We start from the raw sequence: 14,145 nt of genomic DNA on the forward strand, positions 1-14,145 counted from the left end.
TCTATTGGCCCGGCGGCCTGCCACAACTCTTTGTATTGAGCACCGGTTAGATTATACATACTGAGGGGAAGTTCAATGTTTTTCACTTTATCTCCTTTTAGGCCTGCTCTGCCTCTATGACCGAAAGGATTGAACGGGTGGGCACAATTCTGGCCAGCTTAAAACCCGCCTCGGTTAAAAGTTGGCGGTGTTGGTCGGCGGTGCGCTCGCGGCCATTATGGATGATCAGCATATTGACATCCAGGTTCAATTTGACCCGTCGCAGCGGGTCGCCAGCGGCAATGACCATTTCAGCCACTAATAATTTGGCTTCTGGCTGCATGTGGCGATGGATATTTTGATAGAGTTGCAGAACCTTGTCGTCGGGCCAGTTGTGGATGACGTCTTTAACCAGGTAGGCGTCGGCAGGGGTGGGAATTGACTCGAAAAAATCGCCGGCCTGTAATTTTATCCGCTCGCTAAATCCAGCCTGATGCCATTGTGCCCTGAATTCTTCCGTAAGCACAAAGGGTGTATCAAAAAGAATGCCCTGCACCAAGGGGTATCGGCTGGTGATTTGTCGCAACAAATTCCCCCGGCCCCCACCCAGGTCAACCACGGTGTGATACGGCGAAAAATCATAATCCGCCGCCACGGCCTGGTCCGGCAGCGCGCTAACCGAAAGCATAGCCCGGTCGAATATTTGGGCATACTCTGGATGGCTGTGGTGATAGTCAAAAAAGCGCATGCCGTGGGTGTGGGCAAAAGCGTTGCCGCCGGTTTCCACGGCGTGCAGCAGATTGCCCCAGGCGGCATAGGCCTCTTCGCCGGACAGAATGATAAACTCTCGTTGCGATTGGGGATGGTCTGATAGCAGAAATTCGGAAACCTTTGATAAGGTGTAACGGCCGGCGCTATCCTGCTCAAAAACGCCCAACTCATGCAGGTAGCGCAAAACTCGATCCAAAGGGTCGGCCTGAACCTTGAGTTCGCGGGCCAGCGTGTCAGCATCTTTTGGCCCCTGGGCCAGGCTGTCGGCCACCTTCAGCTTGGCGGCCACGTACAGGCATTGGGCCTGCTCGTAGGCCGCGGCCATATCTATCATGCGCAAATCGGGTGGGGTGCGCGACTCCACAAATTTGGTCAGCTTATTGGCCAGCCAGGTGCCAAGTTTGAAGTCAATCCAGGAAGATAGTTTGAGTTGGGCATCCATGGTTATGTTTCTCCTATTTTATTCGTCCCCCAGCAGAGAGGGGCGTAGCCTGAATGAGGGCAGGGGGACAGAATTAGCGCGGATATTCCTGCCCGGCAAAAACATGAAAGCGCATGAACTCATATTTGCTGGGGTTGTACAGCAGCAACATTTGCGGCTGGCGCACGTAAGCCCAGTATGATTCGGCAAAATCCTCAAACTCGTCGGTGGAGGCGTAGGCGGTAACAAAGCCGGCGTTTTGCTGGTGTAATTCGTCCCATTGATTGGCCAATTCCAGGTCATCTACGCGCATGTTGTAGTGCACGTTGTGGCCTATTTCGTGGACCAGCGTATCCAGAATTTCGGCGGGACCGGCATACCCCCCGGCCACGGGATACACGGAAATCCAGCGGATGAGGGGCATAAAACGTCCTGAGGCGGGGGTGGCTTGCACGTCCGTGAGCCGGTCAACGTATCTGATCTTTAGGCAATGGTCAAGATGTTCTACCGGAATCGTTTGGCGTAAATAGGCTTGCACCTCTTTATTGGTGATCAGGCCGCTGGCTTCAAAATTGGCAATATCGTGAATACAATTGACCGCGGTGGGGCGAGGGGTGGGAGTGGTAGTTTGGGAAATTACCGGGGTGCCGGTGGGCGTGGGCAGGGCCGTTTGGCCGGCGGTGGCCGTTGGCGGCGGGGTTGACGTGCCGGTGGGCGCGGTGGTAGAAGTAGCGGGAAGTGGTTGGGCCACCACGGCGGGCGGCTCGGCCTGGGACGGCGGGTTTTTGAGCATGATCAAAATGGCGCAAAGCATGAGGGCAAAAATGCCCGCAGCCAGGGCGGCCAAGCTGCCGATGATGAGGGTTTGCGGCCTGGTCATCAGGTTTTGTACCCCTGAGGATGCGTTTTGTGCCACTGCCAGGCGTGGCTGATAATGGTTTCCAGGTCAGGGTATTGGGGCGTCCAGCCTAATTCCTGGCGAATGCGGCTTGAGTCGGCCACCAGGGCCGGAGCGTCCCCGGGCCGGCGCGGGGTAAACTCGGTGGGGATGGGGTGGCCGGTAACGCGGCGGGCCGTTTCCAGCACTTGCAGGTTGGAATACCCGGCCCCGTTGCCCAGGTTATAGATCATCTTTTCCCGTTTATCAAGCGCCTCCAGGGCCAGCAGGTGGGCAGAACTGAGGTCAAGAATGTGAATGTAGTCGCGGATGCAGGTGCCGTCGGGGGTGGGGTAGTCGTTGCCAAACAGCGTGAATTTTTCTTGTTGGCCCAACGGCACCCGGAGAATATTGGGGATGAGATGGGTTTCCGGCTCGTGAGCCTCGCCGCGCTCGCCGGAAGGTAAGGCCCCGGCGGCATTAAAGTAACGCAGGGCCGCATAGCGCAAACCGTAAAGTCGGTGGTACCAGCTCAATATTTGCTCGATCATCAGTTTGGTCTGGCCGTAAACGTTGGCTGGGCCGGTGGGGTCATCCTCGGTCAGAGGGGTATCCTTGCCGGCATAAATCCCGGCCGTGGATGAAAAAACAAAACGGGGCACGTTGTGTCTTACTACCGCTTCAATCAAGTTGAGGCTGCCGGTCACGTTGTTGCCAAAATATTCACCCGGCTGGCGCATTGATTCTCCGGCTTCGATGAAGGCCGCAAAGTGAAGCACTGCTTCAAAATTGTCTTCAGCCAATACCTGCTGCAACGCCTTTTCATCCAGCAGGTCGCCTTGCACAAAACGAGCCTCTTGGGGTATAGCGGCCCGGTAGCCATGGATGAGGCTATCGAAGATGGTTACGGTATGTCCGGCCCGCAATAGGTCTGCGGCCACAATGCTGCCAATGTAACCGGCCCCGCCGGTGACTAAAACTTTCATTCAAACGTAATCCTTTCCTTTTGTCAGGGCCTTGTGTAGTTCATCAAGGCGTGGTCAATCATATTTTTTTGGGTGCGTCATTGGTCGGTGGTGGTTACGGCGCAGATATGCCCATTAGCAGAGTCCTCGGTCATCAATCTCCCAAACAGATGCCCAATTCGCGGGCGGTCTGGATGAGGTCGCTGTCCAGGGGCACTAATTTGATTTGTTTGGTGGCTTCGGCCAGGGGCACGTAACGCACGCCAGGCGAGTCCAGGGCGACCATGACGTTACGATGTCCCGCGGCCAAGCCACGTACGGCTGCTGCGCCAAAACGCAAGGAAATGAGGCGGTCAAAAGCCGTTGGCGTGCCGCCCCGCAAGAGATGGCCCAACACCACCGCCCGGGCATCCTGACCGGTGAGGGCCTGTAACTCCTCGGCTACCTTTTGGCCGATACCGCCCAGCCGTTTGACCCCGCCGGGCCGCTCCACCATAGAAACCGTTCCCGCTGTGGGCCGCGCTCCTTCGGCCACCACTGCCAGGGAAAAATGATGCCCCTCTTGCCGGCGGGCTTTGATTTTGGCCACTACCCGGTTGAGGTCGTATGGAATTTCCGGGATGAGGATGGCATCGGCGGTGCCGGCCACGCCGGCATGCAGGGCAATCCAACCGGCGTGCCGGCCCATCACTTCGACCACCATAATGCGGCTGTGGGCGTGACCGGTAGCGTGCAGGCGGTCAATGCACTCGGTGGCAAAGGAGACGGCGGTATCAAAGCCAAAGGTGACGGCGGTTGGGGCCAGGTCGTTGTCAATGGTTTTGGGCACGCCCATTACGGCCAGACCCTTTTGGGAGAGGGTATGGGCAATGGAGAGCGCGCCGTCGCCGCCAATGGCCACCAGCACATCCAGTTGGTGTTGTTTGAAGGCTGCAATCAATTCGTCTGAGCGGTCTTTGAGTTGAAGTTGACCATCCGAGCCGGGCATAGGGTATTCAAAAGGGTTGCCTTTGTTGGTGGTGCCTAAAATGGTGCCGCCCAGATGCGTGATGCCACGCACCGCTTCGCGGGTCAGGTGAATGAGGCCGCCGTTGGGGTATCGTGCCGGGGCCAACAGGCCATCGTAACTATCGCGGATGCCGTAACATTGCCAGCCGTAGTTGAGGGCGGTGATGACCACGGCCCGGATCACGGCGTTAAGGCCGGGGGCATCGCCGCCGCCGGTCATTACGGCAATATTTTTGAGGGACGGGGTGACGGTTGTTTTCATTAGCGACAGTATTTAGCCTTTGCTTGGGCAAAGGTTTGGGGGAGATGCGTAGGAAGGGGATACTCGCCGGGGTCCCCTCCATTTTTCTTCAATTCTTGCCAGTATTTGCGGTATATTCTTAAGTTGTTGCGATACCGCGTTTCCAGCGCGTATTGATCTTTATCGTATGAACTGGGTTTGGGGGTTAAACGGTCCAACGCGCAGCTTGATTTAGCAATATCTGAAAATCCCACAAAACCGATGATGTTCCCGTGATAAGTGCTGTAAAGAAAAAACTTTGAAGCCAGAATTCTGCCGTCAGTAGTATAGGAAGTGAAAAGCCCAAAGAGACAGCAGCAAATCATGGGCAGTACCACCACCGCTAAACAAGCTCCTCTTCGGGCCAGTTTATTTTCTTCTTCTGCAGACAGTTTTTCCGGTTGACCGTAGCTCATGGCAAAAGTGGGGGCCGCTCTTGTTTCAGCGGGCCGCTTGCCTCTTTAGTTTAACCTGGTCAGATTTTAGCACAATCGAATTGAATTACCAAAGTAAGCGCCGGGTTGTATCAGGGCGTCAGGAGCAGCGTGGTTATCTGAACAGCGTGGTCAGGTTGAGGTTGGCCGGCCAGAGTGACCGGCAGCCGGTGGCCGGCAGCGGGATCATACATGCCCACCAGCAGGCGATATTCGCCGGGCGGTGCGCCTTCGCGGAGAGTCAGGGTGTAGCGATCAACCACGGTATCATTTTTGAGCCAGGCCGTGGTGGGATAACGGCCGGCCTGGGGCGGATTGTCCCACTGCGCCCACACCTGCCCATCCGGGCCGAGCAGTTGGGTGAAAATGGTGTAGTCGGCGGGAATGGGGTCGGTATTTTGCCAGTAAAGCGCCAATTCAATTTTAGATTTTAGATTTACGATTTCTGATTTGGGTAGTAAATCATAGCCGGTTAGTTGGATAGACTCGCCGAGTTGGGCGGAGAGGGGATAAGGCGGCGGGGAATCGTGGGCCGGGTCGAGGAGGCGGAGGGTGAGGGGGTAGAGGTTATGTCTCAAAGTATCTTGGAGGGCCAAAGTTTCCTGGTCGTTGATGATAGGCAGGTATTCAAAGCCATCAGGTAGGTTTTTGTCCTGCCGGAGCAGGCTGAGTTCGAGTTGGTAGAGGCCGGGGGGCGTGTCCGGTTCAAGTTGAAGGGAGTAGGTTTCTTCGACAATTTCGGTGGGCGTCCATAATACATTGGGGTAGCGGTCGCCCAAAACGGTGACGCGCTCGCCGCCAACCATAAAATCCTTATCCAGCAGTTTGAGGGAGATGATCAGCGGGTCGGCCATCCAGCGGTGGGCTTGCCAGCGAACGGTTAGGGGGAGCGGGGAGGCAGAAGGGAGGAGGGAGTAAGGAGTAGGGGGAGGGGCGGATGTGGAGATTTGGCCAAGATCAAGGGATGGTTGGTCAGAAAGTTGTAGGGAGAGGGGGGCAAGGGTGTGACTGAAGGTTAAGGTGGAGGTGAGGGGGGCCAAAACACGGTCTCGGAGGGAGAGGGTGAGGCTGGGCAAAAAAGTATCTGAGACAGCCTGGTAGGTTCCGTTGGGCAGAGTGGGGGCGGCGATGAAATGGGCCAAATGGGCATAGGGGGTCGGGCCATCGGCGCAAGGAAGGTAGAGGGGCGTATTAAGTTGAGGGACAGGCCGCCAGGGGGGATTTTGGAGAGTGTGCTCAAAAGTTGGAACCGGGTTGTTATTGTAGGCAGCATAAGCAATGTACGCTATGGCTTCATTCATTTTCAGGCTAACCGGAGTGGTGAGACGCTGATTGTTACGCCATAACTCGACGGTTTGGAGTAAATCTGTAAACGAGTCGGTAGCTTGAATAACCAAATGGGGTTCGGTAAAAGTTTGGGCCAGGCTGGGCGATTCTGCCAATACTGGCGTAGGCGAGTTAAGGGCTAGGGGCCACACCTTAAGATGCAGTTGATACGTTTTAGCGTTGAGATGATGGCAGGCAGGAATAGGTATAAAAATGGTGTCGGCCAGCGTATCGCCGGTTTCCCAGGCGCGGGCGGGATAGCGTCCATTGACAAAGTGGCCGCGCCAGCAGGCTGCCGGGCGACCGCCATCATCTTGCAGACAGAGTGAAACCAGAAAATCTTGGTTTACTTCTTTTTCAACTGTCCAGTAAAGCGTAACGGGCAGAGTATGACCGGCCGATGCCGTGGGGGCAACGTCGAAACCGGCCAGGGAGAAACCGGCAGGAAGTTGGGCGGCTTGGCGGTAGGTGATCGGCAGCTCAGCCGGCGGGGTGATGGTGATGGGGAGAGGAAGGTAATGGGGGAGGATGAAGAAGGATGGTTGCAGGATGAAGACACACAACAGGCCGTAGACGGTGAGCAGAAGGGAGAAGGGAGAGGTGAGAGAGGAGAAAGAGAAACCATTGCTTGATGCGGCGGATTGTTTTCTAAGGCGTAAATGGGCCAGGCCGAGAGCGACGAGGCAGGCAATGACGGGCAGGGCCGGATAAAGATGACGACCCTGGCCGGTGTCAATGGTGGCGCTGAGAACGTAGCGGGCTAGCAGGACAATGATAAAGAGAAACAAATGCAGGCAGAGGAGAACGGCTATTGGACGCGAGTGTAAAATGTAAAAAGCTGTGCGTAATGCGGGTAGCTTGGGGCCTGATTTGCTCCCCTGATTGCTTTTTTGGTAAATCTTGATTTTCCGGGTTAACCCGATCAGGGCCAGGAGCAAAAATAGAGTATACAGGATATAGACCCAGGGCGGGGTAAAAATTTGCATCCAGCCGTATTCAAACCAGAAAGAGCGATAGAGCAGGCCGAGCCATTCAAGCAGAGAGTAGGTGGCCGCGGGCGGCCGCACCGATTGGCCGGAAAACAGGCCGACCAGCCCCTCGGTGATTTGCGGCTCGCCCAACGAGGCGGCCAGGCCGGGTAAAAGGCCGAGGTCGTTGATGCGGTTGAAGCGGAGCAGGATGAAAACGAACCACGGGCCTGCGGTCAGCAGCAGAGCGATCAGGAAGGGGAGGAGTTTAGAGGAGAGAGAAAAGAGAAGAGAGAGGAGAGAGGAGAAGGGGACAGATCGTTGTGTTTCTCCTGCTACTCTGCTACCGGCTACCTTGCTACTTGCTACCCTGCTACCTGTCAAAAATATGAACAACGTGAAGATGATTTCGGGAATGAGAATGAGGGAGAAATATTTGGCAACCAGGGAAAGGCCAAAGAGCGCGCCCAAGAGGGCAAAAGTGGCGGGCCGGCGATCGCCCTGCAGGATGATTACCTGAACCAGGAGCAGGAGGGCGACCAGGGCGAAAACCAGGTTGTCGTCGTTGATAACGGCGCTGCTGATGACAAAACGGGGCAAAAAAGCCACAAAGGCTGCCGCGCCAACGGCGATAACTTTTTGCTCCGGCAGCAGGCGGCGGGTCAAAGCGTATGTGGCAATGATGGTCAGCCAGGCCATCGGCAGAGAGAGAAAACGGATCAAATGCCAGGCCAGGATTTGCCCGCGCCAGGGCCACTGTTCGTCCAGGGTGTGGAGAACGTGATTGATACCCAGGCCGTCGGTGGGAATGTGGCGCTCCGGGCGGGCGTCAACCCGGCGAATATCGGGCGGCGTGTCTTCTCCCACTAGGGCGATGGGCCAGGCGGTGAGCCAGTAGTAAAGCGGGGCCAGGCCGCCCTTGTAACCGGCTTCGTCCCGTTCGATCTCGCTCAGCGGAGGATGGCCGGTGCGGGCGACAAAACGCAGATATTGAACGTGGTCGGTTTCGTCGGCGGCTTCACCCAGCGGCAGGAGGATGGAGTTGTAAAGCGTGAGCATGGTGAAGATGAAGAGGATAAGAAGGAGGGGCAGGTAAAGCGTGAGGTGTATTTTGTACTTTGTATTGCCTGGTATTTTACTCATTCCTGGCTTACCCCTTGCACCACGCCTACTTTAACCGCGTAATCCGGCAGCAGGCCGTCCGGCCCAAAAGCGGGCAGGCGCTCGCCAGTGGCGGGATTGTAGAGACCGACGCGCAGATTGTACTCGCCCGGTGGCAAGTTGGACAAGTCAAGGGGGTGCGAGTCTACAATGATTTCGCCGGGCGCCCAGAGCGAGGTGGGGTAAGCGCCCTGCACAGGCGGGCCGTCGAAACCGGCGGCCTGTTCTGGGGGCGGCGTGATTCGCCAGGCTTGAATAAAGATGGTGTAGTCGGCTGCAAGGGGCTGGTTGGCTTGCCAGGTGAGCGTGAGGGTTTGCTGGTCGGTGGCAATTTGGTAACTTAACAGGCTGGCTTTATCCAAAAAATCAACAGGAGGATCGGAGCGGTCGGGTGTGGGCCACTGCCAGGGAATCAGTTTGGCGCTGGCGATGATGGGTTCAACCGGCTGGCCGTCGGCGTTGACGGCCAGTTTACCGGGGCAGCCCGGTTCGCGCCAATCGTAGATACCGGCCGCAATCAGCAGGCGGGTGGGAGCATGGTTCAACTCGGCTTCAGGCATAATGGGCACTTGATACGCATCGGCCAGAATATCGCCGGGAGAAAGCAGGGTAGTGGGCCATTGGCCGCCGCCGGGATAGGTGTCAAGCTGGCCAATGACCTGGCGCTGCCGGCCCAACAGGTGAATAAAAATGCTGTAATCCAGGTCAGCCGGTTCCAACAGTTGCCAGTAGAGGGTGAGAGGTAAGGTTTCTGCCGGGCGGACGGTTTTGACCGGAAGTTGGTAGCCTAACAGGCGTACTTTGCCGTCGTACACCAGGTTGACCGGCTGTAAATCTGCGGGCAGGTCGGCTTCGGTCAAAATAGCCGGTTTCGCATAGACAGGTACTATATACAAAAATGACGCAGCCAGCGCAAACCCAAACAGGGCCACGCTATAGCCCAGGGCGACTGCCCTTTGTCCGCCGGACGGCAGCCACCAGGTTAAGCCCAGCATGCCCAGGGCGGAGATAGCGGCAATGGCCGGGTAGAGCAGGCGGCCCTGCCCGGCGGGTTGGGTTAGATTCCATACAATAAAACCGGCGACCATAATGCCATACCAGGCCAGGAGCAAGGCAAAAGTGGGCAGCGAGATTTGCTCAATATTTTTTGAAACGTAAAACGTGACACGTGATACGTGATACGTGATACGTGTCACAATAAATACGACAACCCCAGTCACTGCTATCAGCGAAATCCAATCCAACGCGGTGTAAAGCCAATTATCGGCCAGGATGTTGACCCCGCCAAAGAGTGCCCAGTAGGCAATGCGGAAGCCTTCAAACTCGGCGCGCAGGGTGGCCAGGGAGGGGATTTTGTCCCGTTGACCGGCGGTGTCGCGCATCACCTGGAGGGCCAGAAAGTCGCCGTTGTAGAGCAGCGCGTTGCGGAGATAGAACCAGCCAGCCACAACAGCGACGACGGCCAGCATTGTCAAGTTCCAAAGAAGCAAGTTACGCCAGAAGTGAGAGGTGTAAAATGTTTTGCGTGTCCCGAGTTTTTTATCCAGGGCCAACCAGAGAAAGAGTAAACCGGCCAGCGGCAAAAGGCCCAACGCATAAAGTTTACTCAGGCTGCCCAAGCCGATGAGCAGGCCCAATAGAGCCGGGAGGTAAAGCGGCAGACCCATCCCCTCTTTCCCCTTTCTACCTTGCCGATCCGCCAGCTTAACCATCAACCAGAGGGCCAGGGTAACAAACATAATCACGGCGTTATCGTTGTTGATGGAAGCGGAGATAAAAATGAACATTGGGTTAAAGGCCGTAATCGCCATTGCCCCGGCCGCCGACCAACGATTGCCGGTAAATAGCTTGAGCGCCAGGCCATAAGCTGCAACTACCGTAACCGCCGCCATAGCCAGCGACAAAAAACGGATCAGGTGGACGGCCAGCACGTGCTTACGCCAGGGCCAATTTTCACCGGGGGGGTGGATGGTGATATTTTTGTTGTCGGGGCGGAGGGGATTGCCGATGGTGGTGTGCGGGTTGTACCAGAACACATCGTCCCAACTGCCGGAGTCAATCCAGAAAGTGAGTAAGGCGGCCAGGGCGTAGTAGAGCGGCGGTTGATTGCCTTCGTGGCTCCAGTGGTGGGCCAGACTGGCGGTTTCCGGCGCGTTTTGGACAATCAGGCGGCCCGTGTCGGCCATATATTTGATCACGGCGTAATGGCGCGACTCGTCGCCTGCCTCAAAGGGAGGCGTAACCAGGCTATAGATCAGGCCCAGAATGATGAAGCCAATGAGGATAACCGTAGCTTGCGGATGACGCCGAATTGGCGATGTGCAACTTGCGCTTTGTAACTTCATCTCTCCTCAAACGGTCCCAACAAAATTCCCTCTTGCGGCGGTTCCGCGCCCACCAGCTTTAGGTTATGCCACCGGTCCGGCCCTTCGGTGCGGTAGGGAAGCAGGTGCAGGGTTAACGGGCCTGTGCCTGGGGGAAAAGGCAGTTCGTAAAAATCACCAACCACCTCGCCGGGAGTCCAGAGCGTGGTGGGGTAACTGCTGAGCACGGGATGGGTGGCGTCTCGTTTGTAGATTTCCTGCCCGGCGGCATCCAGCAGGCGTAAAGACAGGGCGTAGTCCCAGGCTACTTTTTGGGGAATGCGCCAGTAAAACAGCAGTTGAATAATTGGCCCGGCTTTAGCCCCGCCGGGCGTGTGTTGAGCCATCACTTTGGCCTCATAACCCATGAGTTCCAGTTGATTTTCAAAGTTGGCCTGGAGGGGCATGATGCCGGCAGGGAGGTCAAAATTGGGGGCTGTGCCCAGGTAAATGAGCGGGCCGACCATGCTCAGGTAAGGCGTGCCGATGAGGTCCGTGGTTTTGCGGGCAAAATAGACCTCCTGGCCCTTGGCTCGCGCCCCGGCCACCTGTTGGGGCCAGCGATTGAGCGGCAGGCGGGGTTCAACATCGGGTCGCCAGCCGTTGATGAGCTGGTAATACATAAACGGGGTGTATTGTTCCCAATCGCCCAGGATCAGGCTGCCGGGTTTTACATAGGGCATGCTGTTTTCCACCAGGCGTTCTGCCTGGGTCCCGCGCAGCAGTTGCCGCCATTCGTCCAGGGGGGCCACGGAAACGGCGTAGATTTTTTGCCAATTGGGCCAGGCCAGAGTGTAGGTGAAAATGGCCGTAAAAAGAAGCGCGATTAGCCATTCGGTGAAGCGGGGCCTCCGGGCAAAACGTAATCCGTGCCCTGTGTCACGTGACACGCGACACGCGATACGTGACACGCCATTAACACCGACCCCCACCCAGACCGCAAAAATAAAGTAAGCGGGCATCAAATACCAGGTAGGAGCTTCGTTCAAGTTAACCACTTCAAAGTCGAGCACAAAGAGCAGGAGCAACAGCGCCAGCAGACCCTGGAAGAGAAGCTGTTTGGTTTGTCGCCAGGCCAGGCAGAGCGCGCCGAAGCTGGCCAAAATAACGCCGGGCATAGAAAGTTGAGCCAGGATGTCGCGCCAGATAAAGGCTAAACGGGCCGGCAGAAAAGCAGGATCAAGGGTCAGAAATAGGCCGGAAGAGTCGCTGGCCCCCACCAGGAACCAGAAGCTTTTTAGATCGGTGATATATTCATGGGTGTAGGGAGGTTGATTGATGCCGCGAAGGTAGATAAAGGCATAAAGGGTTAACGGCGCAATGGCCAGTAGAAATAAGATCAAGAGTCTTTTGGGTTGGCGTACAAGCCGCCGGTCGTGCCACCAGACCCAGCCAAGTAGCGAAGGCAGGTAAAAGATGGTGGTGCGGTGGTGGGCCAGGCTCAGGCCAATGGTCAGGGTCAGCCAGCGCAGCGTTCGTTCGGCGGCCTGGGTGTTGCCGCGCTGGCGTTGCTGTTGCCACACCAGGGCCAAAAGGGTGAGCAGGGCAAAGAAAAGGACGTTGATAGACCGCACCCCGGCGATGATGCTCCACTGCCATAAAGTCAGCCCAAAGGAGAGGATCAGGCCAGCGACCAGCGCGCCAGACCAGCGCGGAAGATATTTTGTATGGCTTATTTCGCCTTTTGTCAGGCGGAAGACGATAAGGGTGGTCAGGGCCGCCGCCGCAGCGCCGCCGACGGCGGAAAAAAGGTTCATGCGCCAAGCCATGGGGCCGATAGGAACAAGTAGGGTCCACAATTTGCCGGCCAGCACGTAGAGTGGATAACCTGTAGCGTGGGGAATGGCCAACAAAGGCGCCACAAATTGATGCTCGCCGGCATCGCCGCCAACCACGCCGGGGGCCAGGGTGAACAGGTAAAGGGTCAGGACGAGGAGAAAGACGGCGGTAGGCAGGAGACAGTAAGGAGTGAGCAGGGGGGAATAAGTTGTTTTTGGGGATTGGTTATTTTGAGCCATGATGGCTGGATTTTAAAGGAAAGGGGCAAAATTGGCGAATTTGCGGTTTCGGCGGAGGTATTTGTGTGGTTTGGTGTTGACAGCCTTCGCAGGTGTGCTATAGTTGGGGATAGCTGCATCGGCAAAAAAACTACTCGCTCAATCATCACAAAGGATCATCCTAAATGACAACCAACTTATCAATTTACATTCAAATCAAGGACAATATTTTGCCCAACCTGGTGCAATATTGTCTAGAGCACCAACTTACTCAATTTATCTTGGTCGCCGACCAAAATACCTATCCCGTGTTAGGCCAGGCCGTAGAGAAAACGCTGAAAGACCAGGGCTGGGATGTGGTTCCGGTTATTCTGACCGGCGCAGAGATTGTGCCCGACGAGCGCTATCTGATCCAGGTACTGGTACAGGCCGACACCCAAGACCGCACCTATCTGGCGGTTGGTTCCGGTGTTATTACGGATATTACCCGTTTTGCCAGCCACCGGACCAAAGCCTCATTTATCTCCATCCCCACCGCACCTTCGGTGGATGGGTTTACCTCAATTGGCGCGCCGTTGGTGATTGGGGGACTCAAACAAACCGTCATCTGCCAGCCGCCGGCGGCCGTTTTTGCCCACTTGCCTACCCTGTGCGCTGCGCCCAAAGAAATGATTGCCTCCGGTTTTGGCGACATGCTGGGCAAATACACCTCCGCCGCCGATTGGGCTTTGGGTCATTTGCTGTGGGATGAGCCCTACGACGATGATATTGCCCGGCGGGCCAGGCAGGCCGTGCAAGGCTGCACCGCTCACGCCGCCGAAATCGGCGCTGCTTCGGCGGAAGGGATTCGATTTTTGGTGGACGGTTTAATTGAATCCGGCCTGTGCATGCTTGACTTTGGCGGTTCAAGCCCCGCTTCCGGAATGGAGCATCACATCTCCCATCACCTGGAGATGAAGATTGTGTGGGATAAACTACCGGCGGTTTTGCATGGGGCCAAAGTAGGCGTAGCCACGTTGATTGCGGCCAGCTATTTTGAGCGGATAAGGCAGTTGAGCCAGGCCCAGGCCAAAGAGAAATTGGCTGCCGTCCGGCTACCCTCACGCGACGAAGAAATTGCGCGTATCAAGGCAGTTTATGCCCCTATTGCCGAGCGCGTTGTTGCGGCCCAGGCTCCCTTCCTGAATATGTCGGCCCAGGATTATGAATTATTGAAACAAAAGATCGTTGACCGTTGGCCGCAAATCCAGGAAATTGCCGCTACCGTACCCCCGGCGCCGCAGATGACCACCTGGCTGCATCAAGTTGGCGCGGCCACGGATATGCCGGCGCTGGGTTTGAGCAATGAAGAAACTGAAAAGGCCGTAAAAAACAGCCACTATTTGCGCAATCGTTTTACGGTGGCCAAGTTGAGCCGGATGCTGGGCCTTTTGTAGAGTAAGGGCGGCGTGTTGCGCTTTGGGCACGCGATCCGCACTACGGATAATTTTGATAACTATTCACCTTGCCATGTCATTAGTATGAGAAAAACGTGGTAATATAAAAAGACAGGACACGGCAGATCGATTGTCATTAGGTCTCAAGACCGTCTCGGA

The 14,145-nt window shown here is 56.3% G+C and carries 9 protein-coding genes; 1 reads left to right on the plus strand and 8 read right to left on the minus strand.

What is annotated here, in order from left to right; all coding sequences use genetic code 11:
* Window positions 1-97 precede the first annotated feature (97 nt).
* The 8 genes from JW953_05460 to JW953_05495 all read right to left on the minus strand — a co-directional run bounded on the left by JW953_05460 (window position 98) and on the right by JW953_05495 (window position 12,571).
* On the minus strand, window positions 98-1,192 hold the full coding sequence (locus JW953_05460) for a methyltransferase (GenBank protein ID MBN1992130.1): 1,095 nt from the start codon (window positions 1,190-1,192) through the stop codon (window positions 98-100).
* Between the two features lie 73 nt (window positions 1,193-1,265).
* The gene (locus JW953_05465; GenBank protein MBN1992131.1) at window positions 1,266-2,051 is read right to left on the minus strand and encodes a hypothetical protein; all 786 of its coding nucleotides are present in this window, start codon (window positions 2,049-2,051) and stop codon (window positions 1,266-1,268) included.
* Window positions 2,051-3,034 carry a UDP-glucose 4-epimerase GalE gene (gene galE, locus JW953_05470; GenBank protein MBN1992132.1) on the minus strand — a complete coding sequence of 328 codons (984 nt, stop codon included), beginning with the start codon at window positions 3,032-3,034 and terminating at the stop codon, window positions 2,051-2,053. Before galE ends, JW953_05465 begins: the two co-directional genes overlap by 1 nt.
* 133 nt (window positions 3,035-3,167) lie before the next feature.
* On the minus strand, window positions 3,168-4,283 hold the full coding sequence (locus JW953_05475) for an ATP-dependent 6-phosphofructokinase (GenBank protein MBN1992133.1): 1,116 nt from the start codon (window positions 4,281-4,283) through the stop codon (window positions 3,168-3,170).
* Complete coding sequence (locus tag JW953_05480; protein ID MBN1992134.1) at window positions 4,283-4,717, minus strand: hypothetical protein; 435 nt, start codon at window positions 4,715-4,717, stop codon at window positions 4,283-4,285. The genes JW953_05475 and JW953_05480 overlap by 1 nt, the downstream gene beginning before the upstream one ends.
* A gap of 110 nt (window positions 4,718-4,827) precedes the next feature.
* On the minus strand, window positions 4,828-8,172 hold the full coding sequence (locus tag JW953_05485; protein ID MBN1992135.1) for a glycosyltransferase family 39 protein: 3,345 nt from the start codon (window positions 8,170-8,172) through the stop codon (window positions 4,828-4,830).
* The gene (locus JW953_05490; protein MBN1992136.1) at window positions 8,169-10,535 is read right to left on the minus strand and encodes a glycosyltransferase family 39 protein; all 2,367 of its coding nucleotides are present in this window, start codon (window positions 10,533-10,535) and stop codon (window positions 8,169-8,171) included. The genes JW953_05485 and JW953_05490 overlap by 4 nt, the downstream gene beginning before the upstream one ends.
* Complete coding sequence (locus JW953_05495) at window positions 10,532-12,571, minus strand: DUF2723 domain-containing protein (GenBank protein ID MBN1992137.1); 2,040 nt, start codon at window positions 12,569-12,571, stop codon at window positions 10,532-10,534. Before JW953_05495 ends, JW953_05490 begins: the two co-directional genes overlap by 4 nt.
* A 164-nt stretch (window positions 12,572-12,735) precedes the next feature.
* On the opposite strand from JW953_05495, the gene JW953_05500 reads away from it, so the two are divergent.
* Window positions 12,736-13,986, plus strand: coding sequence for a sn-glycerol-1-phosphate dehydrogenase (locus tag JW953_05500; protein ID MBN1992138.1), 1,251 nt, complete (start codon window positions 12,736-12,738; stop codon window positions 13,984-13,986).
* Window positions 13,987-14,145 lie beyond the last annotated feature (159 nt).

The organism is Anaerolineae bacterium (assembly GCA_016931895.1).
In the GTDB taxonomy this organism is placed as follows: domain Bacteria; phylum Chloroflexota; class Anaerolineae; order 4572-78; family J111; genus JAFGNV01.